The sequence below is a fragment of the Roseovarius tolerans genome (assembly GCF_028885395.1).
GTDB lineage: Bacteria > Pseudomonadota > Alphaproteobacteria > Rhodobacterales > Rhodobacteraceae > Roseovarius > Roseovarius tolerans.
This window is the reverse complement of sequence record NZ_CP118494.1, coordinates 1-22,919: the sequence shown is the minus strand read 5'-3', so window position 1 is coordinate 22,919 and position 22,919 is coordinate 1. Positions and strand designations below refer to the sequence as shown.

Annotated in this window: 22 protein-coding genes; 10 read left to right on the top strand and 12 right to left on the bottom strand. The window is 63.4% G+C overall.

The features are described from left to right. From PVU19_RS00110 to PVU19_RS00090, 5 genes are all read left to right on the top strand, one after another. Entirely contained in the window at positions 1 to 501 is a 501-nt protein-coding gene (locus PVU19_RS00110) for a DUF1269 domain-containing protein (protein ID WP_050661306.1), read from the top strand. 161 nt (positions 502 to 662) lie between these two features. Further along, positions 663 to 1,382: a monofunctional biosynthetic peptidoglycan transglycosylase gene (mtgA, locus tag PVU19_RS00105; protein ID WP_050661307.1), complete on the top strand. Its 720-nt coding sequence runs from the start codon at positions 663 to 665 to the stop codon at positions 1,380 to 1,382. Between the two features lie 58 nt (positions 1,383 to 1,440). Next, positions 1,441 to 2,106, top strand: a complete 666-nt coding sequence (fzlA, locus tag PVU19_RS00100) for an FtsZ-binding protein FzlA (RefSeq protein ID WP_050661308.1) — start codon at positions 1,441 to 1,443, stop codon at positions 2,104 to 2,106. A 66-nt stretch (positions 2,107 to 2,172) separates the two neighbouring features. Further along, entirely contained in the window at positions 2,173 to 3,225 is a 1,053-nt protein-coding gene (gene queG, locus PVU19_RS00095; protein ID WP_050661309.1) for a tRNA epoxyqueuosine(34) reductase QueG, read from the top strand. A 50-nt stretch (positions 3,226 to 3,275) separates the two neighbouring features. Further along, positions 3,276 to 5,276, top strand: coding sequence for a hydantoinase/oxoprolinase N-terminal domain-containing protein (locus PVU19_RS00090; RefSeq protein ID WP_050661310.1), 2,001 nt, complete (start codon positions 3,276 to 3,278; stop codon positions 5,274 to 5,276). A gap of 9 nt (positions 5,277 to 5,285) precedes the next feature. Here PVU19_RS00090 and PVU19_RS00085 read toward each other — a convergent pair whose 3' ends face one another. The 4 genes from PVU19_RS00085 to PVU19_RS00070 all read right to left on the bottom strand — a co-directional run bounded on the left by PVU19_RS00085 (position 5,286) and on the right by PVU19_RS00070 (position 7,408). Beyond that, positions 5,286 to 5,897 carry a ferric reductase-like transmembrane domain-containing protein gene (locus PVU19_RS00085; protein WP_050661421.1) on the bottom strand — a complete coding sequence of 204 codons (612 nt, stop codon included), beginning with the start codon at positions 5,895 to 5,897 and terminating at the stop codon, positions 5,286 to 5,288. An 18-nt stretch (positions 5,898 to 5,915) separates the two neighbouring features. After that, positions 5,916 to 6,404 (bottom strand): peptidase associated/transthyretin-like domain-containing protein, encoded by a 489-nt coding sequence (locus tag PVU19_RS00080; protein ID WP_050661311.1) that lies wholly within the window; start codon positions 6,402 to 6,404, stop codon positions 5,916 to 5,918. A gap of 126 nt (positions 6,405 to 6,530) precedes the next feature. Further along, complete coding sequence (locus PVU19_RS00075) at positions 6,531 to 6,914, bottom strand: hypothetical protein (RefSeq protein ID WP_152911573.1); 384 nt, start codon at positions 6,912 to 6,914, stop codon at positions 6,531 to 6,533. A gap of 206 nt (positions 6,915 to 7,120) precedes the next feature. After that, entirely contained in the window at positions 7,121 to 7,408 is a 288-nt protein-coding gene (locus PVU19_RS00070; protein WP_235575658.1) for a bactofilin family protein, read from the bottom strand. 406 nt (positions 7,409 to 7,814) lie between these two features. On the opposite strand from PVU19_RS00070, the gene PVU19_RS00065 reads away from it, so the two are divergent. From PVU19_RS00065 to rsgA, 3 genes are read left to right on the top strand one after another with little or no spacing between them, the layout of a single operon-like run. Next, positions 7,815 to 8,981, top strand: a complete 1,167-nt coding sequence (locus PVU19_RS00065; protein ID WP_200901839.1) for a MerR family transcriptional regulator — start codon at positions 7,815 to 7,817, stop codon at positions 8,979 to 8,981. Between the two features lie 29 nt (positions 8,982 to 9,010). Next, a complete protein-coding gene (locus PVU19_RS00060; RefSeq protein WP_050661314.1) occupies positions 9,011 to 9,550 on the top strand; it encodes a GNAT family N-acetyltransferase in 540 nt (179 codons plus the stop codon). Positions 9,551 to 9,554: 4 nt separating this feature from the next. Next, positions 9,555 to 10,631, top strand: a complete 1,077-nt coding sequence (rsgA, locus tag PVU19_RS00055) for a ribosome small subunit-dependent GTPase A (protein ID WP_050661315.1) — start codon at positions 9,555 to 9,557, stop codon at positions 10,629 to 10,631. Between the two features lie 497 nt (positions 10,632 to 11,128). Here the strand turns inward: rsgA and PVU19_RS00050 are convergent, their stop codons facing one another. Beyond that, positions 11,129 to 11,404, bottom strand: a complete 276-nt coding sequence (locus PVU19_RS00050) for a trimethylamine methyltransferase family protein (RefSeq protein WP_082237361.1) — start codon at positions 11,402 to 11,404, stop codon at positions 11,129 to 11,131. A 115-nt stretch (positions 11,405 to 11,519) separates the two neighbouring features. On the opposite strand from PVU19_RS00050, the gene PVU19_RS00045 reads away from it, so the two are divergent. Beyond that, entirely contained in the window at positions 11,520 to 12,533 is a 1,014-nt protein-coding gene (locus tag PVU19_RS00045; RefSeq protein WP_050661423.1) for an IS110 family RNA-guided transposase, read from the top strand. Positions 12,534 to 12,788: 255 nt separating this feature from the next. Further along, positions 12,789 to 14,140, top strand: a protein-coding gene (locus tag PVU19_RS00040) for an IS3 family transposase (protein ID WP_420833237.1) whose coding sequence is annotated in 2 segments (ribosomal slippage) — positions 12,789 to 13,124 and positions 13,127 to 14,140 — 1,350 coding nt in all. Because the reading frame shifts where the segments join, the coding sequence is not laid out codon by codon here. Positions 14,141 to 14,579: 439 nt separating this feature from the next. Here the strand turns inward: PVU19_RS00040 and PVU19_RS19360 are convergent. From PVU19_RS19360 to dnaA, 7 genes are all read right to left on the bottom strand, one after another. After that, complete coding sequence (locus PVU19_RS19360; protein WP_050661318.1) at positions 14,580 to 15,176, bottom strand: hypothetical protein; 597 nt, start codon at positions 15,174 to 15,176, stop codon at positions 14,580 to 14,582. A gap of 382 nt (positions 15,177 to 15,558) precedes the next feature. After that, positions 15,559 to 17,976, bottom strand: a complete 2,418-nt coding sequence (gyrB, locus tag PVU19_RS00030) for a DNA topoisomerase (ATP-hydrolyzing) subunit B (protein ID WP_050661319.1) — start codon at positions 17,974 to 17,976, stop codon at positions 15,559 to 15,561. An 89-nt stretch (positions 17,977 to 18,065) separates the two neighbouring features. Continuing rightward, on the bottom strand, positions 18,066 to 18,686 hold the full coding sequence (locus PVU19_RS00025) for a LysE family translocator (RefSeq protein ID WP_050661320.1): 621 nt from the start codon (positions 18,684 to 18,686) through the stop codon (positions 18,066 to 18,068). Further along, positions 18,683 to 19,114, bottom strand: coding sequence for a VOC family protein (locus PVU19_RS00020; RefSeq protein WP_050661321.1), 432 nt, complete (start codon positions 19,112 to 19,114; stop codon positions 18,683 to 18,685). Before PVU19_RS00020 ends, PVU19_RS00025 begins: the two co-directional genes overlap by 4 nt. Next, positions 19,111 to 20,220 (bottom strand): DNA replication/repair protein RecF, encoded by a 1,110-nt coding sequence (gene recF / locus PVU19_RS00015; RefSeq protein ID WP_050661322.1) that lies wholly within the window; start codon positions 20,218 to 20,220, stop codon positions 19,111 to 19,113. The genes PVU19_RS00020 and recF overlap by 4 nt, the downstream gene beginning before the upstream one ends. 53 nt (positions 20,221 to 20,273) lie before the next feature. Next, positions 20,274 to 21,392: a DNA polymerase III subunit beta gene (gene dnaN / locus PVU19_RS00010; protein WP_050661323.1), complete on the bottom strand. Its 1,119-nt coding sequence runs from the start codon at positions 21,390 to 21,392 to the stop codon at positions 20,274 to 20,276. A gap of 168 nt (positions 21,393 to 21,560) precedes the next feature. Next, positions 21,561 to 22,919, bottom strand: coding sequence for a chromosomal replication initiator protein DnaA (gene dnaA / locus PVU19_RS00005; protein WP_050661324.1), 1,359 nt, complete (start codon positions 22,917 to 22,919; stop codon positions 21,561 to 21,563).

Here is a 22,919-nt window from a genome sequence, read left to right as displayed (position 1 = left end):
GTGTCTGACCTGCTGATCATTGCCTTCGAGACATCCGACGGGGCCTTTGAGCTTGACGCGCATCTGCGTGGATTGCGCCGCCTGCAAAAGCTGGAGACGCAAGACATAAAGGTGGCGACCCGTGACGAGACCGGCGCGGTGGAGCTTCATGGGCCTGCCAATGTGCCAGCGATGCAGGTGGTCGGCGGCACGATCTGGGGTCTGGTCCTGGGGGCGGCCTTTCTGGTGCCGGTCGCGGGCGCGGTGGCCGGCGCCGCAACGGGCGCGGTGGTGGGACAGTTTCGCGATCCCGGCGTGGACAGCGCATTCCTGAAAGAGATCGCCGACAAATTGCCAAAGGGTGGTTCGGCCCTCTGCCTGCTGGTGCGCGATATGGATACCGATGCTCTGCTGGAGGAGATCGCCGCCTTTCCCCCGAAGGGCCATTTGATCCAGTCGCCGCTTGACGGGGAAGAGGAGGACCGGCTCCGGGGTTTGATTGAGACCGATAAAACCGAGTGATGAAGATCGAATGGGCATGCGCCCAGAGGCTATTGCGGCAGAATAGGGTCTGATTTGGGCTGGATCCTTTCAAGGGATCCGGTTCGTTTTCTTTTCAAGAAAACGGGCCTTAGCGTGCCAAAGCTGTTTTGCCGCGCGCATCGGGCGGCTATAGCTAGGCCATGGCACGGGCGCGCACATCATCCCGATCAACGCGAAAGGATCGCATCCGACCGCTGCGCTGGTTGCGGCGATGGGTGGCGTATTACGTGCTGCTCTCGGCGCTGATCGTGACCGGCGTGATCGCGGCGCACCGGGTGATCGAGCCGCCGCGCACCTATTTCATGGGACAGGAAGAGCGGCGGTTGGGGCAGATCGGCCATGAGTGGGTGCCGATGGCGCGGATCGCGCCGGTGATGGCACGCTCGCTGGTGGCGGCGGAGGATGCCAATTTCTGCCAGCACTGGGGCTTTGACATGGGGGCCATTCGCACCGCGATTGCCGAAGGCTCGGGGCGTGGGGCCTCGACGCTGAGCCAGCAGGTGGTGAAGAATGTCTATCTCTGGCACGGGCGCAACTGGGCGCGCAAGGCGCTGGAGGCGGTGCTGACCCCGGTGGTCGAGACGCTGTGGCCGAAGCGGCGGATCGTCGAGGTCTATCTGAATGTCGCGGAGTTTGACGCGGGCGTGTTCGGCGTCGAGGCGGCGGCGGGGCATTATTTCGGCGTGAGCGCCGCCGATCTGAGCGCGGTGCAGTCGGCACGCCTGGCCGCCGTGCTGCCCGACCCCAAGGATCGCTCGGCCAAATCGCCCGGACCGGGGCTGCGCAAGCGGGCGGCCAGCATCATGGACGGGGCGGCGACGATTGACCGGGACGGGCGCGCGGCCTGTTTCGAGGATTGAAAATCCGGCCCAAAGGGGGCATTGAGGGGCGGTTCCCGTTTTCCAAGGTAGTCTGACGATGGCCAAGCTCTATCACGTCCCGCTCTCACCGTTTTGCCGCAAGGTGCGGCTGAGCCTTGCGGAGAAGAAGATCGAATGCGAACTGGCCGAGGAACGCTATTGGGAACAGGACCCGGATTTCCTGCGGCGTAACCCGGCGGGCAAGGTGCCGGTGCTGAAGATCGACGGCAAGACCATGGCCGAAAGCGCGGCGATCTGCGAATATCTGGAAGAGAAATATTCCGAACCGGCACTGATGCCGAAAAGCGCCGAATCGCGCTATGAGGTGCGGCGGTTGGTGGCGTGGTTCGATGACAAGTTTCATCACGAGGTGACGTCAAAGCTGCTCTATGAGCGGGTCAACAAGAAGGTGATGAAACAGGGCTTTCCCGACAGTCGCCACGTCAAGGATGGGGCGCGAGCGATCAAGTATCACCTCGATTACATGGCCTGGCTGCTGGATCACCGGCGCTGGTTGGCGGGGGATGTGATGACGCTGGCGGATTTCGCCGCCGCCGCGCATCTGTCGGCGCTGGATTATATCTCGGATGTGGACTGGCATCGCAGCGAGGCGGTCAAGGACTGGTATGCCAAGATCAAGTCGCGCCCGGCGTTTCGCGGGATCCTGGCGGATCAGGTTTCGGGGTTTCCGCCGCCGGCGCATTATGCCGATCTGGACTTCTAGTTCAGGTTCAGGGGCGCTGCCCCTCTTGGCCTTCGGCCAATTCACCCCGGGATATTTCTTGGCAAGATGAAGAATGGGCTGAAACAGAGACTGGTTGCGCAGGCGCGGGCCGAGGGGTTCGATGCCTGCCGGCTGTGTCGCCCGTGGGATGTGGGCCATGTGCCGGAGCGGCTGGCGGCGTTTCTGGAGCAGGGCTATCACGGGCAGATGGGCTGGCTCGAGGAGCGCGCGCATTGGCGCGGGGCGCCGGAGGTGCTCTGGCCTGAGGCGCGCACGGTGATCGTGCTGGGTGAAAGCTATACACCCGAAGAGGACCCGCTGGCGGGGCTGGCGCAGCGGGATCGGGGCAATGTCTCGGTCTATGCGCGCGGGCGCGATTATCACGATACGGTCAAGAAGCGGCTGAAGCGGCTGGCGCGCTGGCTGATCAGTGAGGCGGGTGGCGAGGTGAAGGTGTTTGTCGACACGGCCCCCGTGCCCGAGAAGCCGCTGGGTGAGGCGGCGGGGCTCGGGTGGCAGGGCAAGCATACCAATCTGGTGAGCCGTGATCTGGGCAGCTGGTTCTTTATCGGGTCGGTGTTCACGACGCTGGATTTAGAGACTGATCCGGCGGAAATCGACCATTGCGGGTCGTGTCGGGCCTGTCTCGATATCTGCCCGACGGATGCCTTTCCGGCGCCCTACCAACTGGATGCGCGGCGCTGCATTTCCTATCTGACGATCGAGCATAAAGGGCCGGTCGATGAGGCGTTGCGGCCGTTGCTGGGCAATCGGATCTATGGCTGTGACGATTGCCTGGCGGTCTGCCCGTGGAACAAGTTCGCGGTCGAGGCGCGGGAGGTGAAGTATCACGCGCGCGACGATCTGGTGGCGCCGAAGCTGGCGGATCTGGCGGCGCTGGACGATGCCGGGTTTCGGGCGCGGTTTTCGGGCAGTCCGATCAAGCGAATCGGGCGTGATCGGTTTCTGCGCAATGTGCTTTATGCGATCGGCAATTCGGGGGATGCGTCCCTGTGTGCGGTGGCGCAGGGGCATTGCGAAGACGCGGACGAGGCGGTGGCCGATGCGGCGCGTTGGGCGGTCAAGCGACTGGATCGTGACGCAAACGGGCTGGAATAGCGCGGGAAACCCGGTACACCGCTGGCAAGGCGGAACGGGAGTGCGGACGCATGGCATTGGCTCTGGGCGTGGATACGGGCGGCACCTATACGGATGCCGTGCTCATTCGGGATGAGCGCGAGGTGGTGGCGAGCGCCAAGGCGCTGACCACGCGGCATGATCTGGCGGTGGGGATCGGCGCGGCGGTGGAGGCGGTGCTGGCGGCGAGCGGTGTGGATGTGGCCGAGATCGGGCTGGCGTCGCTGTCGACGACGCTGGCGACGAATGCGCTGGTCGAGGGGCAGGGCGGGCGCGCGGGGCTGGTCTATATCGGGTTTCGAGCGGCGGATTTGCAGGCGCATGGGCTGGCCGAGGCACTGGGTGGCGATCCGGCGCTGGTGATCGCGGGCGGGCACAGCCATGCGGGGAGCGAGGCCGCGCTGCTGGATCGAGAGGCGCTTTTGGCATGGTTAGAGACTGATACAGGCGCGTCGGCCTATGCGGTGGCGTCGCTCTTTGCCACCCGTAACCCCGCGCATGAGCTGGCGGTGGCGGAGATGATCCGCGAGGTCACGGGCAAGCCGGTGAGCCTGTCACATCACCTGTCGGCCAAGCTCAATGGGCCGAAGCGGGCGCTGACGGCGCTCTTGAATGCGCGGTTGATTGCGATGATCGCGCGGTTGATCGACCGGGCGGAGGGCAAGCTGCGCGACCTGGGTGTCACTGCACCCTTGATGGTGGTTCGTGGCGATGGGGCCTTGATCAGTGCCGATCAGGCGCGGGAACGTCCCATAGAGACGATCCTGAGCGGGCCTGCGGCGAGTATTGTGTGCGCGCGCTGGATGACCGGGGCGGATCATGCGCTGGTGTCTGATATCGGCGGGACGACGACGGACGTGGCGGTGCTGACCGGCGGGCGGCCCGCGATTGATCCGCAAGGCGCACGGGTAGGGCCGTGGCGCACCATGGTCGAGGCGGTGGCGATGCGCACCTTCGGTCTGGGCGGCGACAGCGAGGTGCATGTGCAGGATGCCGGGCTTACGGGTGGCGTGACCCTTGGCCCGCGCCGGGTGGTGCCGGTGAGCCTGATGGCGCTGGAGGCGGGCGCGGCGGTGCATGCCGCGCTGGAGGATCAGTTGCGCGCGAGCGCGCCGGGAGAGCATGACGCGCGGTTTGTGCGGGCCGTGCCGGGGATCGAGGCCGGAGGGCTGGGCGAGCGGGAAACCACGCTTTTGGGCCGTATCAGAGACGATATCATGCCGGTGGACAAGGTGTTGCGGTCGCGGATGGACCATGCCGCACTGGCGCGGCTGGTGCGGCGGGGGCTGGTGCAGGTAGCGGGCGTCACGCCGTCGGATGCGAGCCATGTTCTGGGGCAGCAAGCGGGATGGGATGCCGAGGCCGCGCGGATGGCGCTGGAGGTGGTGGCGCGCAAGCGGACGGGATCGGGCAATCGGCTGGCGCAGGGGGCGGAGCAACTGGCGCGGATGATCGTGGACCGATTGACGTATCAGACAAGTTTGGCCTTGTTAGAGACTGCTTTTGCCGAAGATGACGTGGAGTTTGGCCTGCCGCCCGAGGCCCTGGCAGCGCATGTTTTGATGCAGAAGGGGCTGGACCGGCATCATGGGCTGGTGCGTCTCGACAGCGGGCTGGGCGTGCCGGTGGTGGGGCTTGGGGCCTCGGCGGCATGTTATTACCCGGCGGTGGGTGCGCGGCTGGGCTGTGACATGATTCTGCCGGAGCATGCCGGGGTGGCCAATGCCATCGGGGCCGTGGTCGGGCGGGTGACGATCCGGCGGGGCGGCACGGTGACCTCGCCATCCGAGGGCAAATACCGGGTGCATCTGGAGAGCGGGCCGGAGGATTATGCAGGCTCTGATACGGCGATGGACGCGTTGGAGGCGGCGCTGAGCGCCGAGGCGCGGGCGGAGGCCGAGGCGGCGGGGGCGGTGGATATCCATGTCACCGCGCGACGCGAGGTGAAGGAGGCGCAGGCCGAGGCGCGGCGGGTGTTTCTGGAGGCCGAGATCGTGGTTGAGGCGAGTGGGCGACCGCGTATCGCGGGCTGAGGGCGCGGTTCAGCCGCCCAGGCGCAGACCGGAACGCCAGACGCGCCGGTCGAAGATGACCTTGGCGAGTGCGATCAGCGCAAGCAGGCAAAGAATGGTCTTGGAGAGTGTCCCCATCGTGCCCTGAATCAGCAGCGCATGCACGACGGTGCCGGTCACGATCACCATTACGGTGGCGGTATGGGCAAGCCGCCAGCTGCGCAGGCGCCACGGCCAGCGACGGCGGACGAGGCCCAGGAGTGCGGCGAGGAACACCATCCACATGGCGATCACGCCCCAAGCGGAGAACGAGGTGGGCGAGGTGAATGTCAGGGCATCGACGACATCGGGCGGGCTGGTGATCCAGAGGCCCGCGACATGGGCGATCACCATGATCAGGAGAAGCGTGCCGACGATTCGATGCAGGCGGCGTCGCCGGGTTTGCGAGAGGCCGGGAAGGTAGCCGCCGATCAGCAGCGGCTGGAGCAGGATGAGAACAAGGCCCACGACCCCGGCGAACCCGGCCGCGATATAGACCGGGCTGCGCCATGCCAGAAGCGGGCTCTGACCGGCGGCGATGAGCGGGATCGCGGTGGCAAGGCCAAGCCCGCCCCAGATCATGAGGGTCCGGATATGCGGCATGCCTTGCAATCCGCCGGATCAGGCGGGTTGCAGGACGAAATGCGCCTCGAGGCTGGTGTCGCTTGCGCTTGGCATCACGGGGCGGAGGAACACCGTCTCGAAGTCGCCACTGTCATAGGCGAGATGGCCGTGCGGCTGGCCGAAGGCGGGCACGATCTGCGGCATTTCGAGCCGGAATTGGCCGTTTTCATCGGTGAGCGTCGCGCCGTGGCTGTGCGGGTCGCGTTCGTGGCCTTCGGTGGTGTGGGCCCAGATCTGGATGCGCTGACCGGAGAGCGGCGCGCCGTCACCGGCGCGGCGCACGGTGCCGGTCATCCAGAAGCCGCCGCCGCCGATCCGGTCGACGATGGGCGCATCGGGGAGGTAGTTGTTGGCGCCGCCGCGCACGGTGCGGGTGGGGTCGAGCCCCGCCGCGCGGGCGGGCACGATCAGGCCGGAGGCCGCGCCCCCGGCGATGGCACATCCGGCGGCGACAAAGGCGCGGCGGGTGAAGAAACTGGTCGGCATGTCGCGTCCTTTCTTGGGTTTGAGACGTACGTGGCATGTCTGTTGCGCAATATAGTGCATCACGCCGCGATTCCGATAGGTTGTCTCACAGGGTGGCGCATGGGCGTCATTTCGCCGGAAATCTGCTCAACCTAAGGGATGTCGGGATTTTTCTGGACAGGTCTTGCGGCTGCCGCTTAGGCTGATCTCCAAAGCTATTTTGAAGTCCTTTGCAAACAGCCGCTTTGTCGCTGACTGGTTGGAGCCCGTGCCTGATTTTGTGAAATCAGTCTTGTCGGAAATGGCGCGGTTCATTGCGCCGCTAAATGCTGCTGTAGAGACCGAAGAGGCGCTTGCGCAGTATCTGCTGAAATTCGGATACGATGTCGATTTCTCGGCCTTGAGCGGATCGGTGCAGAGCCTCGCCCCGCTGGCAAATACAACCTCCTCGAAAAGATCGAGAAGGCAGACGCCCCCGAGGCCCAGCTCGACAAGGACATTGCGGCCGCCGAGGCTCGTGGCGCCTGCCAAGGCGTGAAGGGCCGCTTTTGCCTTTTTGGTATGGGTCCTTCGCAGACGCAGCTAAGGTCCGGTTTCCGCCGCTCCTGCTTGAGCGACGTGAACGGCCCAAACCGGTCACTCGCCGCCTGACCCAAAGCCGCATCGCGCCGCATTTGGAGTGATCGAGCTGCAAAAGCACAAATGTGACTTTACCGCGTAGCGATACTGGAATTGTCCTATTGCCGCCCTGTGATATCGATCGTGCCCTTAACTTTGGCGCCGCTTTCCGTTGCCATCCCCTTGGCTACGACATCAGCCTGAACCTGTGAGGTCGATGCAAGCTTTAGATCGTCGCACTTCACACTGCCAGTGTGGCTGCCTTCAACCGCGATTTTCGTTGCCGACATTGCCCCGTCAACCGAACCGCTCAGCTGAACGGTGATCATCTCAGCGGTGACATCCCCAACCACGCGACCTTTGATGTCGACACTGCCCTCGCTTGATCTGATGTTGCCTTCGATCATCAGATCTTCTTCAATAATTGAGCTCGGCACATTGAAACCCTTTGGCTGAGATATTGGCGACCATAGAATGAAAACTGTGATTTGAACACCGTCGTCGAAGGTGGCCTCGAGCGAGTGCAAGCGCAGGAAGTCACCGTGTGCGTATGTGATGCAGCGTCGGCCCCTCACGGGGCCTGATCAAGGGCGAGGACGGCCCAGAGCTGCCTTCTACCTACCACGCCGATGCCGCGCCGCAGCTTCACCAGACCGGCCATTCGTCCATGGCGCAGCATTTTTGGAGGATGAAGGTCAGTAGAGCGGACAAAACCGACTCTCATGCACACCGAAGCTTGACCTGTCTATGGCTTCACACTTTAGGAATGCCACAACAGCGAAGAATCGGTGTGAATGGACAAGGCGGCGGATGGTGCGGATTTCTGAACTTGCGGAGAGCGTGGGCCTGTCGCGCGCGACGCTGCTCTATTACGAGAAGCTCGGGCTGCTGAAGGGCAAGCGCCAGGCGAATGGCTATCGCGTCTATTCCGATGCCGACCGGCAGCGGCTGCGTTTGATGCAGCAGCTTCAGGCGGGCGGGCTCAGCCTGCAGGAGTGCCAGGCCTGCCTCGATGGCAAGCTCGACCATGACATGCTTGGCCAGCGCCTCGCCGTGCTGGACGCGGAGATCGCCGAGAAGACGCGTTCGCGCGACCTTCTGGCGGCTCTGCTCGGACAGTCCAGCCTCAAGGACTGGCACGAAGAGCTCGAGCGCGTCGCGCCCGATATGCACCGCGCCTGGCTCATGTCGCAGGGATTTTCGAGCGCGGAGGCCGGGCTGGTCGCGCTGGTATCCAAGGACATGAACGCCCACGACGCCTACAGGGCGGGCTTCATGGAGGTCTTTGCCGGTCTCGATTGGTGGGGCCCGGGAACGGCCGAGGCGACACGCCGGGCGCTCGGCATTATGCCCTTTGCACCCGAAACGATCCTCGAGATCGGCTGCGGCCCCGGCATGGCGACGATGACGCTGGCCGAAGCGAGCACGGCCCGGATTACCGCCATCGACACGGCCGAGGTCGCGCTGGAAAAACTGCGCGCGCGGATCGCGGCGGGCGGTTTCACCGACCGGATCGAGGTGCAGAACGTAGACATGGCCGCACTTCCGACCCCCGAGCTCCCCTGGGACGTGATCTGGTCCGAGGGCAGCGCCTATATCTTCGGCGTGGAAAAGGCGCTTGCCGACTGGCGCACGCTCCTGCGCCCCGGCGGCGCGCTCGTGTTCTCCGACATGGTCTGGCGGACAGACACGCCCGACGACGAGATCCGCGCCTTCTGGGACGCAGAATATCCCGCGATGAAGACGTCCGCGACCCGTGTCGCGCAGGCCAAGCGCGCGGGCTACCGCGTTCTCGGCCATTTCGACATCGGGCCGGAGGGGATGGAGACCTACTATCGGCCGCTGGCCGCGCGGCTCGAGGCTTTGGAGCCGCGTCTCGCGGGGAGCCGTGTCCTGGACGACCTTCGCCGCGAGATCGCCGTACTCGAGGCCGAGCGCGGGCAGTTCGGCTACGAGATGTTCGTGCTGGAGCGGGCCTGAGCCCGCCTGGCACCAGAGAGGATTGAGACATGGATTATGTCGAGGATTTCACCCCGCACACCGAGGCCATCGCAGAGCTCTTCGCGTCGACCTTCACCGCCTCTGAAGGCGCGGAGGAAGGCGAGTTGATCCGCGCCCTTACGCGCCGCCTGATCGCCGAGACACCCGCCGAGGATCTGCGCGTGTTCACCGCCTGGGAGGACGGCATGCTCGTCGGCGGCATCTTCTTTACGCGCCTCACATACGAGGGCGATGCGCGCACGGTCTTCATGATGGCTCCCGTGGCGGTGGCGACGGCGCATCAGGGCAAGGGCACAGGGCAGCGGCTGATCGCCCAAGGTCTCGACGCACTCAGGCAGGGGGGCGTCGACATGGCGGTCACCTATGGCGATCCGGCTTTCTACGGACGCGCCGGGTTCAAACCCGTGTTGGAGGCCGATCTTCCCGCGCCGCAACCGCTCCAGCAGCCAGAGGGCTGGATTGCTCAATCCCTGACGGCCGAGCCGTTGACGCCCGTGAGCGGTCCGGTCCGCTGTGTCGCTGCCTTCAACGATCCGGCGCTCTGGTAGGCCGATGGTCCGCGACTACTCCGCCTTCCTGCCGGGTGGCATACCACGACGGAGAGAGCCCACGGCACTGGAAAGCCTCGGCTGGGGCCCGGTTTTCGCCCGGCAGATCGACGCCGACGCGCTGACCGCGACGCCGCCGGTGCGCGTGGTCGCCGTGCATCGAAGCGGTTTGCAGGTGGCGGGCGACGGCATCGACGAGACCATCCCGCCGGGGCCTGAGGCCACGGTGGGCGACTGGCTGCTGTTAGATCGCGCGCGTCCACGTTCAAGCCAGGTGTTGGAGCGCAAGAGCCTGATCAAGCGTCGCGCGCCGGGCACGGGGCGCGAAGTGCAACTGATCGCAGCGAACATCGACACGGTTTTCGTGGTCACCTCCTGCAACACCGATTTCAACATCGCCCGGCTGGAGCGCTACGTCGCGCTGGCCTTCGATGCCGATATCGAGCCGGTGATCGTGCTCACCAAGGCGGATCTCGCGAAGGATCCCGCGTCCTATGTCACAGCGGCGCAGGCGATATCGGAACGGGTGCTCGTGGTGGCGCTCGATGCCCGCGGCGAAGAGCCTGTGCAGGCGCTCGCCGACTGGTGCAGGCCCGGACGCACAGTTGCCTTCATCGGATCGTCAGGCGTCGGCAAGTCCACCCTGACGAACGCGCTTCTTGGTGCGCAGGCCATCGCCACGCAAGGCATCCGCGAGGACGACGCGAAGGGCCGGCACACGACGACACGCCGCGAACTGCACGCGACCCCCGGCGGGTGCCTTGTGCTCGACACGCCGGGCATGCGCGAACTGCAATTGACCGACGCTGCGGAGGGCATCGCCGACGTCTTCGAGGATATCAAGGCGCTGGCCGCAGACTGCCGCTTCACCGACTGCCAGCACGAGACCGAGCCAGGCTGCGCCGTGAGGACCGCCATGGAGGACGGCAGCCTCGACCCGGCTCGCATAACGCGTTGGCGCAAGCTTCAGGCCGAAGACGCCTTCAACTCCGCCAGCCTCGCCGAACGCCGCGAGAAAGACCGCGCGTTTGGGAAGCTGGTGCGCAGCGCGATGAAGGCGAAATCGGACCGAACGCGATAAGTGCCGGGTCCCGTCAGCCCGGTCCACTTCGGCCCAGAGCCGATCTTCGAAGACAGCATTGCGAAGGGCTCCTTTGCGACTTTTAGTACCTGCAGTACTCTCTCATCGAGGCCGATGAGTCTCACTCAAGTCTGATGCTCGAGTTACGGCTCGCGGTTCCGCCACGCTACCGGAAGGCGGTCTACCCAAACCTTGACCAAGGGTTGGCCAAGAGTGGACTTGCTCCGATTCAGAACATCGCGTGGAGCGCTTAAAACCGCGTTGTTCACGACCGGGGGCGCTTAATGTTCATGCTTTTCGCCGTCGCCGTTGCGTTGCTCCGCACGTTTCTGCTCAATGAGAGGGCCCTTCTACCAGTAGGTCGTCGGCTGTCGGTCACTGCGACCGAATAAGCCAATCGAAGACCACGATAAGGCACGGCGGTAACGCCGCAGTGCCTGCGGGCCGCACACATTATGCCTGCGCACGACAGGCCTTCTGCGGCCCACACACTCCGGCTACCGTTCAATATCTGCGCCGCCCTCTGCCGTGCGCCGCGCCACGAAATCGTCCATCTCTTCCAACCGGGCAGTGTCGAGCGGCGGCGGCTCGTGCGCCGCTACGGTCTGGGAAAAGATCTGATGCGCGCGGTCTGCGGCGGTCAGGGCGCCTCGTTCGCTCCAGCTTTCATAGTTGGACCAATCTGACAGAAGGGGCGAATAGAAAGCCGTCTCGAAACGGTCGAGCGTGTGTTGCGTTCCGAAAAAATGCCCACCATGCCCGACGTCGGCGATCGCTGTCTGACGTCAGCGCCTATGGGACAGATTTGAGGTTTTCGTAACGGAGATGCGGTCATCGGGCCGATTCGCCACCATTATTGTGGTGGTTTTCGGGAAAGAGGAGATGACCATGACGTATTACATAGGACTTGATGTTTCAGTTGAGAGTACGGCCGTGTGCGTGATCGACGCAGATGGTTGCGTCAAGAGAGAGTTTTCTGCGCGGAGCCATCCTGAGGATCTCGCAAATGCGCTGGATCCGTTTTCTGATCAGATTGCTGGGATCGGTCTCGAAGCTGGGCCCATGTCGGGCTTCCTTGTTGAGGGCCTCAAGCAAAGAGGCTTGCACAGCGTTCTGATGGAGACGCGCAGGGTTCATGCCGCTTTATCCGCCATTCCGGTCAAGACGGATCGGCGGGATGCCCGTGGCATCGCCGAGCTTCTTCGAATGGGCTGGTTTCAGCCTGTGCATTTGAAGACCCCTGCCGCCCGGGATCTGCGGGTGATGCTGTCGGCGCGGGACAGTTTGGGTCGTCGCGTCCGTGAACTCGACAATTCGGTTCGCGGCCTTCTTAGAGGGTTTGGTTTGAGGGTTCCCACAGGAGCGCGAGGCCGATTTTGTGAATTGGTTCGCGACCTGATCGCAGGCAACTTGCTGCTGGAAGCGGCAATCTCCCCGCTCCTATCAGCACGGGATGCGATGGCAGCGGAATTTGCCAAATTGGACAAGCTGGTTCGGGATCAGTCTCGCAACGATGACGTCTGCCGTCGCCTTATGACCATTCCCGGCGTTGGTGCCGTGGTGGCGATGACGTTCCGAGCGGCTATCGACGACCCGAAACGATTTCGTTCATCAAAGTCGGTGGGGGCCTGCTTTGGCCTGACGCCACGACGATACCAATCTGGCGAAACTGATCGGGTTACATCGATCACCAAGGCTGGCGATGCAAGTGTGCGGACTGCGCTTTATGAAGCCGCGCATGTGATGCTGGTTAGAACCACCAGATGGACCCCACTCAGGGCATGGGCGATGCGCGTTGCTGCTCGACGGGGCGCAAAGCGCGCCAAGATTGCCCTTGCGCGGAAACTGGCTGTCATCATGCATCGGATGTGGATAGACGGCACAGAGTTCAAAACCGCCTGACAGACAAACAACACCAGAGCTTCCGCAAGGAAGGCGGCCCTGAAGGGACGTGGTGAGGGAAAAGCCGACAGAAATCCTGACTTGAATATGAAGTCGCAACGGAGATGGGCTTTCCTGAGCCAAAGCCAACCGCATCATGTGAGTGCAATGCGCAGATCACGGACAGAAGCATGCACCTTCAGGCGCTAATTCCTTGCATAACCAGGCCCGATTACAGAAGGATTTCTGGTTCATCGCAGCCACCAAGGAGCGAAGATGAACAAGAAATCCGGAACATCGAAGGACGCGGCTGACAAGCTGGTCAAAGGGATCAAGCGCAAGACGCGCAAGCATTACTCGGCGGAAGAGAAGATCAGGATCGTGCTGGCGGGCCTGCGCGGCGAGGAGAGCATTGCCGCGCTGTGCCGACGCGAGGGTATCAGCGAGAGCCTGTATTACACTTGGTCGAAGGAATTCCTCGAGGCGGGCAAGCAACGCCTGGCCGGGGATACCGCCCGCCAGGCGACATCGCCTGAGGTCAAGGAGCTGCGCTCGGAATCGACCGCGCTCAAGGAAGTCGTCGCCGACCTGACCCTGGAAAACCGTCTGCTCAAAAAAAGCATGATCGGGGATGGGGAGTGCGAGGCATGAGGTATCCTGCATCGGAAAAGCTGGAGATCATCCGCACCGTCGAAGCCTCGCATCTGTCCGCCCGTCAGACGCTGGCCATGCTCGGCATTCCACGCACGACCTATTACCGCTGGTATGACCGCTGGTCCGAGGGTGGGCTTGACGCGCTCGAGGACACGGCACCCCATCCGGGGTCTGTGTGGAACCGCCTTCCGGAAGAGACCCGGGCGGACATTATCGAGTTCGCGCTCGAACATGAGGATCTGACGTCCCGCGAGCTGGCCGTAAAATACTCCGACGAGAAGCAGTATTTTGTCTCAGAATCATCGGTTTATCGCATCCTGAAGGCGGAAGACCTGGTCACGGCACCTGCGCATATCGTGATGAAGGCGTCCAATGAGTTCAAGGACCAGACCACACGGCCCAACGAACTTTGGCAAACTGACTTTACCTATCTGAAGGTCCTGGGCTGGGGCTGGTTCTACCTGTCGACCATCCTGGACGATTACAGCCGCCACATCATCGCCTGGAAGCTCTGCACCACGATGAAAGCCGAAGACGTGACCGCCACGCTCGATTTGGCGCTGGAGGCTTCAGGATGTGACTGCGCGGCCGTTGTCGCCAAGCCAAGACTTCTTAGCGACAACGGCGCGTCTTACATCGCGGGGGACTTGGCAGATTACCTCGATGACAAAGGCATGGATCATGTCCGCGGCGCACCCTACCACCCCCAGACACAGGGCAAGATCGAGCGGTGGCACCAGACCATGAAGAACCGTGTTCTGCTCGAGCATTACTTCCTGCCCGGAGACCTCGAGCGCCAGATCGGCACCTTTGTCGAACATTACAACAACCATCGCTACCACGAGAGCCTTGGAAACCTGACGCCCGCCGACGTCTACTTCGGGCGCGCAGAGAAGATCCTGAAACAGCGAGAGGAGATCAAACGGAAAACCATGCTCAAGCGGCGCTTGCGCCACGAAACTGAAAACGCATAAACTTAATCAAGGATGAGCCAGAGCCTCCAAACGAAAGCACGCTCTGATGTCCCAAATTATCTGACGACGCACATACCAGAACTGAACTCTCAAGGGTTGGTATGCTGTCTCTCGCGAGGATCGTCAAAGCGGCCCACAACTTTGCAAACTCCGCTTTCTGCGCATTGCTGACCTTGGTGCATAGCGCAGCATCGACGTAATGGTCTTTGGGGGGTGAACGACCGCTTATTCCTCAGGGGGGCGAGCCTTTCGCAGTTGCAGAGAATGGCCGGAATCCGCCAGCTTGTGAAGATCGTCACTCCCGGCCCAGATGTATGTGTCGGCTGCTGTTCGCAATCGAGAATTTGGCACGATTTCGGAAATCGCTCATATGTATCCGGCCTGTTGATCGGCTCGCGGGCCGTGGCCTTGATGGGGTTACGCACGCGCCTTGGTCTCATTAGCGGCAAGGTCTATAATGACCCAATGGGCCGTCAGACTCTGGGGGCGTATCTTCTCCGTTCCATGCTGTCCTCTCTATCGCGAACTCCTTTGTGACCGTGGAAGGCGTCAGATCACTTCCATGGTCGCGTCTTTTGGCGCGTCGAACCGGGCGCCGTGCCGCAGAAGGCTCCAGGCGGTTCGAGCGAGTTTGTTGGCAAGTGCGATGGCCGCTTTGTTTCGTGGCATACGGGCGACCGCTTCGGTCAGCCACGGGCCGAAACTGAAGTCGGACCATCGGTGTACTGGCGTAGCTGGATCGCAGTTCGTCGATATTCCTGGCGAACTCTTCAGATTCAGCTTTCAACCGCCCAACCTCGGCCTCCATATCGATGATCGGCGAGTATTTCTGCTCGATCGCCTGCCGTTTCTCCTTTTCCTCCGCGAGGATCCGGTCGCGGTCTTCGGCGGCCCGGGTCTTCTCCTGAGTGAGCTCGCGACCGAGGCTATTTGCCCGCCGTCGTGCGACCAGGAATAGAATGAGAAAAAGTGGAAAACCGATCAGGAATATCAGGACGGCGATCGGTAAAGCTATATTGGGGTCCAAGTCTGGCATCAGGCACCTCTTTCGCGAACTTGGAAATGAGGCACATAACATCCAGTCAAATCAAGCCCGAGGCCGCGATTGAAGATTACGTGCGCTCCCTGCGGTCGCCAAGCCGGCTTCCAACGCTGCGCTGAAGCTCAAGTTCTTCCCGCGGAGAAGGAGGCTTCTGTCTCGGTTGATGGGCAATGCACATCAACCGAGACAGAAAGGCAAAGCTCGTTCGTTTTGCAGACGCTGTCCTACGCGCCCTGCGCGAAGCAGTCCCAAAAACCGCGAAGGCCAAGATTTCGCGCTAACCATTTGAGATACATAGAAAACGCGGTCTCACCCCGACCTCATCACGCGAAAAACTATGTGCGCGGCGAAAAACTACGCGCGCGCCTACATGCGATCAGGCGTCGAGGTTCTCGACGTTGAGGGCGTTGGCCTGGATGAACTCACGGCGTGGCTCGACCACGTCGCCCATCAGCTTGGTGAAGAGATCATCGGCCTCGGCCACGTCGTCGATCTTGACCTGCAGAAGCGTGCGGGCGTCCGGGTCGAGCGTGGTTTCCCAAAGCTGATTGGGGTTCATCTCTCCGAGGCCCTTATAGCGTTGCAGCGTCAGGCCCTTTTCGCCCTCTTTCAGGATCGCGTCGAGCAGGTCGAGCGGGCCGAAGATGGGCTGTGAGCGGTCCTTGCGCAGCAATGTCGCGCGTTCGCGGTAGACGGCGCGCAGCTGTTCGGTCTGCTGGGCGAGGCGGCGGGCGTCGCCGCCGCGCAGCACCGGGCCGTCAAGCGTGCGCATTTCCTCGACCCCGCGCACCACGCGGGTCAGGCGGAGGCCCTGATCCTGCGTCGGGCGGCCCTGCCAGCCGCGCTCGTACTCGTTGGAAATCATGTCGAGCCGGGCGGCGACGGTATCGGCGACGCCTTGCAGGTCACTGTCGACGCGCCCGGGCAGGAACGCCTCGGCGATGGCCGCCTGTTCGAGGATGTGGCGAGGGTAATGCGTCGGGAACGCCTCGAGGCTGCGCTTGGCCTGCCGCGCCTCTTCGACCACGCGCACCAGATCGGGACCGGCGATTTCCTCGCCCGAGCCGAGGCGCAGCGCGGCATCGGAGGTGCCCTGGTCGATCAGGTAATCCTCGAGCGAGGGGTGATCCTTGAGATAGACCTCGGACTTGCCGCGCATCACTTTGTAGAGCGGCGGCTGTGCGATATAGAGATATCCACCCTCGATCAGTTCGGGCATTTGCCGGTAGAAGAATGTGAGCAGCAGCGTGCGGATATGCGCGCCGTCGACATCGGCATCGGTCATGATCACGATCTTGTGGTAGCGCAGTTTCGAGATGTCGAATTCGTCGCGGCCGATGCCGGTGCCAAGCGCCATCACGAGATTGCCGATTTCCTGTGACCCGAGCATCCGGTCAAAGCGCGCCCGCTCGACGTTTAGGATCTTGCCGCGCAGGGGCAGCACCGCCTGCGTGCCCCGGTCGCGCCCGGTCTGGGCAGAGCCGCCGGCGCTATCGCCCTCGACGAGGAACAGTTCGGTCTTGGAGGGGTCCTTGCTTGAGCAATCCTTGAGCTTGCCAGCAAGGAAATTGACATCCATCGGGTTCTTGCGCCGGGTGAGTTCGCGGGCCTTGCGGGCGGCCTCGCGGGCATGGGCGGCCTCGATGATCTTGGAGACGATGACCTTGGCCACCTGCGGATTTTCCTCGAACCATTCGGCGAGTTTTTCGTTCATCAGGCCTTCGACCGCCGGGCGCACCTCGGAGCTGACGAGCTTGTCCTTGGTCTGGGACGAGAATTTCGGATCGGGCACCTTGACCGAGAGCACGCAAGTCAGCCCCTCGCGGGCATCGTCACCGGTGAAGCTGACCTTTTCCTTCTTGGCGATGCCGGTGGTCTGGGCATAGGCGTTGATGGTGCGGGTCAGCGCACCGCGAAAGCCCGCCATATGGGTGCCGCCGTCGCGCTGCGGGATGTTGTTGGTGAAGGGCAGCACCGTCTCGTGATAGCTGTCGTTCCACCACATCGCCACCTCGATGCCGATCTCGTCCCGCTCGCCGGTGATAAAGATCGGCTCGGGCATGGCCGGGGTCTTGTGACGGTCGAGATACTTGACGAATTCCTTGACCCCGCCTTCGTAGAACAGCTCTGATTCAAGGTGTTCGGCGGGGCGCTCGTCACGCAGGATGATGCGCACGCCGGAATTGAGGAAGGCCAGTTCGCGCAGGCGCTTTTCCAGCGTCTCGAAGCTGTATTCAAGGTTCGAGAACGTCTCAAGCGAGGCAAGAAAGCGCACCTCGGTGCCCTTACGCCCCTCGGCGTCCCCCACGACGCGCAGCGGCTCGGTGGTAAAGCCGCCCTCGAAGCGGGCGACGTGTTCCTTGCCGTTGCGCCAGATCCGCAATTCGAGCCATTCCGACAGCGCGTTGACGACAGAGACGCCGACGCCGTGCAGACCGCCCGAGACCTTGTAGGAATTGCTGTCGAATTTGCCGCCCGCATGCAGCTGGGTCATGATGACCTCGGCGGCCGAGACGCCTTCGCCCTCATGCATGTCCACCGGGATGCCACGGCCATTGTCGCTGACCGAGACGCTCGAATCGGCGTGGATCGTGACGTTGACCGCGTCGGCGTGACCGGCGAGTGCCTCGTCGATGCCGTTATCCACGACCTCGTAGACCATGTGATGCAGACCGGAGCCGTCGTCGGTATCCCCGATATACATTCCGGGGCGTTTGCGGACAGCCTCCAACCCTTTGAGAACCTTGATGGAATCGGCCCCGTATTCTTCGGGCGCGACAGCGGGTTCGGACATGCGTGTGTTCCTTCGTATTTTTGTGATTTTATACGTTTTATTGGGGGGAATGTCACGCCCAACCGCTATATTTTGCGTATGTCATGGGATCACGTGAACGGGATCACGAGCCCCACCAGAATCAGCAGCATGCCAGAGCCGAAATTGAGCCGGTTAATCGCCTTGGGGCTCTGCAAGAGACGGCGCGCGCGGTCAAGAAAGAAGGCGAGCGCGAGGTTGCCCAGCATCGGCACGATGGCCGAAACCGCGAGGATCGCGGCGATGTCGGGCACGGTGACGGTCGAGAGATCGAAGAAGCCCGGCAGGAAACCCATGTAGAAGAGGATCGCCTTGGGATTGCCGATCACCGCCGCCATGCCGACCGAGAACCCGGCCCAGAGGCCGGGACGGGTCATGCGGCTGTCGGCGCTTGGCGGACGCGAGGGCGCGCGGATCAGCAAGAGCCCCATCACGATGAACACCCCCGCCGCGATCCAGCGCAGCAGTTCCAGCGCGTCGCCATAGACCGACAGCACCCACGCAAGCCCGAGGATCGCGCAGAGCGGCCAGATCAGATCGCCCAATGCGACGCCCACCGCCAGCGGCCAGGCCCCGGCCATGCCCCCGGAAAGCGACCGCGCGGTCAGCGCCACCCAGACCGGGCCGGGCACCGCCCAGAGGCCCGCCATGGCGGCGGCGTAGAGCATCAGATCGAAAAGGCTGACGGTCATGGGGTGTCGGGCAAGGTGAGGCTGCCATCGGGGGAGAGCGGCCAGAACGGGTTCATCGCCAGTTCCCAGACATGGCCGTCGGGATCGGAGAAATAGCCGGAATAGCCGCCCCAGAACACCTTTTCCGGGGCTTTGAGCGCAGTCGCCCCGGCAGCAAGGGCGGTGGCATAGGCGCCATCCACCTCGGCCTCGGTCATGAAGTTCTGCGCCAGCGTCATTGCGCCGGTGCCGAGCGTGGCATTCGGGCGGCCCTGATCGGAGGCGAGGTCGGATGTGCCGAACAGCCCCAGAACCAGCCCGTTCATCTGGTAGAAGGCAACCTTGTCCAGCGATTCTGCCGGGGCCCAGCCAAGGGCGGCGTAAAAGCTGCGCGCACGGTCGAGATCTGCGACGCCAAGGGTGATGAGGGTGACGCGTTGCGGGGTCATGGGGCCTCTGATGTGATCCGGCTGGTGCCGTCGGTGTCGGTGACGTGAACGTGCTGCGCGCGCGGGCCAAGTTCGGCGAAGAGTTCTGGCCCGGTGCCGGTCATCCAGGCTTGGGCGCCGAGGCCGCAGATTTCGTCATAGAGCGCCGCGCGGCGGGTGGCGTCAAGATGGGCCGCGACCTCATCCAGCAACAAAATCGGCGGCGCGCCGAAATCGCGGGCGAGCGCGCGGGCATTGGCAAGGATGAGCGAGACCAGCAGCGCCTTCTGCTCGCCGGTGGAGCAGTCGGCGGCGGGCACGCCCTTGGCGGCATAGACCCCGTAGAGATCGGCGCGGTGCGGACCCACGAGGGTGCGCCCGGCGATCAGATCGCGAAACCGGCTCTCGGCCAGTGCCTCGCGCAGGTCATCGGCCCCCTCGGGCATCTCGCCCTCGGTCTGGGTCAGCTCCAGTTCGGCGGTGGGAAAGGCGGTTTCGGCCTGCATCTGCGCGCCCGCGATGAGCGCAAGTGCGTGCTTGCGATTGGCGTGGATCTGCGCGCCCGCCTCGGCCATCTGACGCTCCAGCGCCAGATACCAATGCGCGTCGCGCACCTGGTCCTTGAGCAGGCGGTTGCGTTCGCGCATCGCCTTTTCATAGGCCAGCGCCGCATCGCCGTGATCGGGCAGGAAGCTCATCGTCATCCGGTCGAGAAAGCGCCTGCGCCCCTCGGTTCCTTCGATCCAAAGCCGGTCCATCGACGGGATCAGCCAGAGCACACGGGCGATCCGGCCAAGCGCCAGTTGGGTGGCGGATTTCTCGTCAATGCGCACCTGCCGCGCCGCGCCCTCCTCCGACAGGATTTCGACTTCGTGGACACTTTGCAGCGAGTGCAGGAGGCCGGTGATCTTCCAGCCAAGGGATTCAGGCCGCCGCGCCATGTCCTGCGCCGCAGCGCGCCGCAGCCCGCGTCCGGGCGACAGGAGCGAGACTGCCTCGATCAGGTTGGTCTTGCCCGCGCCATTGGGGCCGTGGATCGCAACGGGACGCGCATCGAGCGTGAGCCGCCCGGATTTATGCGAGCGGAAATGCGAAAGGGTCAATTCCGACAGGTAGAGGCCGGGCATTCACCGCCCTTTCATCTTTCCGAAAATACTCCCGCCGGAGGCTCCGACAGATGTCACACCCGCATCGGCATGACGACATAGACCGCCGTCGTGTCATTGCCTTCGCGCATCAGCGTGGGATCGCCCGAGGAGTTGAACAGGAACACGGCGTTCTCGCGGTCGACCTGGCTGGCGATTTCCAGCAGGTACTTGGCGTTGAAGCCGATTTCCAGCCGCTCGTCGCCGTAAGCCACGGCCAGCTCTTCCTCGGCGGCGCCGCTGTCGGGGGCGTTGACCGAGAGGATCAGCCGATCCTCGTCGAGCGCCAGTTTCACCGCGCGCGAGCGTTCGGAACTGACGGTCGCCACACGGTCCACGGCTTGCGCGAATTCGGCAGCGTCCACTTCCATCCGGCGGGTGTTGCCCTGCGGAATGACGCGGGTGTAGTCGGGGAAGGTGCCGTCGATTACCTTGGATGTGAGCGTGATGTCGGGGGTGGCGAAGCGTATCTTGGTCTCGGAGACCGAGACTGCGATCTTCATCTCGTCATCTTCCAGCAGCTTGCGCAATTCGCCCACCGTCTTGCGCGGCACGATCACGCCGGGCATGTCCGACGCACCCTCGGGCAGGTCGGCGTCGATCCGGGCGAGGCGGTGGCCGTCGGTGGCGACGCAGCGCAGAACCTTGCCGCCATCGACCTCGGAGACATGCATGTAGACGCCGTTGAGGTAATAGCGGGTTTCCTCGGTGGAAATGGCGAATTTCGACTTGTCGAAGAGCCGTCGCAGCACCGGCGCGGGGGCCGAGAAGTTGCTGGCATATTCCGATGAGGCCATCACCGGGAAGTCTTCCTTGGGCAGGGTCGCGAGATTGAAGTTCGACCGGCCGGCCTGAACCGTGAGGCGACCGGCGCTGCCGTCATCGGCCAGCGTGACGAGCGCGCCGTCGGGCAGTTTGCGCACGATTTCATGCAGCATCACCGCCGAGACGGTGGTGGCACCGGCGCGTTCGACCTGTGCGGTGGCCTTGTCGACCACCTCGATGTCAAGATCGGTGGCACGGAAATGCACCGCGTCGCCTTCGGCCTCGATCAGCACATTGGCGAGGATCGGGATGGTGTTGCGCCGCTCGACCACGGATTGTGCCTGCGCCACGGCCTTGAGCAACGTGCCGCGTTCGATGCTGAGTTTCATGCCCTCGCTCCTGTCAGGTGCCGGTCTTGCGCCGGGAGGGGCACGGTAGCAATATTCCCCTGCGGCTCAAGCGCTTTATCGTGTTTTCGGCTGGAAATCCGGCAGCGTCAAGGGCCACAGCCCCCGCGGCATGCCGCGCGGGGGGCGTTTGCGGCGGTAAAGCCGCGCTCAGCCTTCGAGCGTGCGGCGCAAAAGCTCCAGATCGTCGGCGATCTGCGCGTCCTGAATGCGCAACTCCTCGATGCGCTTGACCCCGTGCATCACGGTGGTGTGGTCGCGTCCGCCGAACCGGCGACCGATCTCGGGCAGCGAGCGCGAGGTCATCTGCTTGCACAGGTACATCGCCACCTGACGCGGCCGGGCGAAGGCGCGCAGGCGCTTGGGCCCGATCATGTCGGAAAGGCGGATGTTGTAGTGATCGGAAACCTTGCGCTGAATCTCCTCGACCGAGACCTTGCGCTCGGAGGCGCGCAGCACGTCGGCAAGGCAGTCCTGCGTCAGTTCCAGGGTGATCGGCTGGCGCACCAGCGAGGCAAAGGCGAAAAGCCGGGTCAGCGCGCCTTCGAGCACGCGGACATTGGTGCTGATCCGGTGGGCGAGGAATTCGAGCACGCCGTCGTTGAGCATGAGGTCGGGATATTGCTCGCGGTGGCGGTCCAGCTTGGATTGCAGGATGCCGAGGCGCAGTTCGTAATCGGTGGGATGCAGATCGACGACCAGGCCGCATTGCAGGCGCGACTTGATCCGGTCTTCGAGATTGGCGATCTCGCCGGGGGCGCAATCGGCAGAAATCACGATCTGCTTGTTCTGATCGACCAGCGCGTTGAAGGTGTGAAAGAATTCCTCCTGCGTGCTGTCCTTGCCGGCGATGAACTGCACGTCATCGACCATCAGCACGTCGACCGAGCGGAACAGCTCCTTGAAATCCATCATCTTGCGGTCGCGCAGGGCCTGCACGAAACGGTACATGAACTGTTCCGCCGAGAGATAGAGCACGTTCATGTCGGGGCGCGCGGTGGTCAGGTCCCAGGCGATGGCATGCATCAGGTGGGTCTTGCCCAGTCCGACGCCACCATAGAGAAACAGCGGGTTGAAGGTGGTGGGCCCGCCTTCGGCGACGCGCTTGGCGGCGGCATGGGCCAGCTCATTGGGCTTGCCGACGACGAAGGTTTCGAAGCGGAATCGATCGTCCAGCGGGGCGGAGGGCAGGGCACCGTCGGTCCGGACCGGCTGTACGGCGGCGGCGGTCCTTGGCGCGTCGGGCTGTGACGGGCGGGCCGCGCAATTGGCGGCGACACGGAAATTCAGGCGGCGCACCTTCGGGTCGATGCTGGAGATCTGATAGAGGATCAGATCACCGTAATGCTGCGAGACATAATTGCCGAGAAAGCTGGTGGGCACCTGAAACGTCGCAATGCCGCCTGACACTTCGGCCAGTTCCAGTGGTTCGATCCAGTTTCGGTAATTGCTCTGCCCGACAGAGTCCTGGATTTTCTGCTTCAGCCGGCCCCATTGTTCTTGCGTCAT

Coding starts and splice junctions, on each gene's coding strand:
- dnaN (WP_050661323.1), bottom strand. CDS start 21,392: ATGAAACTCAGCATCGAACGCGGCACGTTGCTCAAGGCCGTGGCGCAG.
- recF (WP_050661322.1), bottom strand. CDS start 20,220: ATGCCCGGCCTCTACCTGTCGGAATTGACCCTTTCGCATTTCCGCTCG.
- PVU19_RS00070 (WP_235575658.1), bottom strand. CDS start 7,408: ATGATCGAAGGCAACATCAGATCAAGCGAGGGCAGTGTCGACATCAAA.
- PVU19_RS00060 (WP_050661314.1), top strand. CDS start 9,011: ATGGATTATGTCGAGGATTTCACCCCGCACACCGAGGCCATCGCAGAG.
- PVU19_RS00020 (WP_050661321.1), bottom strand. CDS start 19,114: ATGACCCCGCAACGCGTCACCCTCATCACCCTTGGCGTCGCAGATCTC.
- rsgA (WP_050661315.1), top strand. CDS start 9,555: ATGGTCCGCGACTACTCCGCCTTCCTGCCGGGTGGCATACCACGACGG.
- PVU19_RS19360 (WP_050661318.1), bottom strand. CDS start 15,176: ATGCCAGACTTGGACCCCAATATAGCTTTACCGATCGCCGTCCTGATA.
- PVU19_RS00090 (WP_050661310.1), top strand. CDS start 3,276: ATGGCATTGGCTCTGGGCGTGGATACGGGCGGCACCTATACGGATGCC.
- dnaA (WP_050661324.1), bottom strand. CDS start 22,919: ATGACGCAAGAACAATGGGGCCGGCTGAAGCAGAAAATCCAGGACTCT.
- gyrB (WP_050661319.1), bottom strand. CDS start 17,976: ATGTCCGAACCCGCTGTCGCGCCCGAAGAATACGGGGCCGATTCCATC.
- fzlA (WP_050661308.1), top strand. CDS start 1,441: ATGGCCAAGCTCTATCACGTCCCGCTCTCACCGTTTTGCCGCAAGGTG.
- PVU19_RS00025 (WP_050661320.1), bottom strand. CDS start 18,686: ATGACCGTCAGCCTTTTCGATCTGATGCTCTACGCCGCCGCCATGGCG.
- PVU19_RS00080 (WP_050661311.1), bottom strand. CDS start 6,404: ATGCCGACCAGTTTCTTCACCCGCCGCGCCTTTGTCGCCGCCGGATGT.
- PVU19_RS00085 (WP_050661421.1), bottom strand. CDS start 5,897: ATGCCGCATATCCGGACCCTCATGATCTGGGGCGGGCTTGGCCTTGCC.
- mtgA (WP_050661307.1), top strand. CDS start 663: ATGGCACGGGCGCGCACATCATCCCGATCAACGCGAAAGGATCGCATC.
- queG (WP_050661309.1), top strand. CDS start 2,173: ATGAAGAATGGGCTGAAACAGAGACTGGTTGCGCAGGCGCGGGCCGAG.
- PVU19_RS00045 (WP_050661423.1), top strand. CDS start 11,520: ATGACGTATTACATAGGACTTGATGTTTCAGTTGAGAGTACGGCCGTG.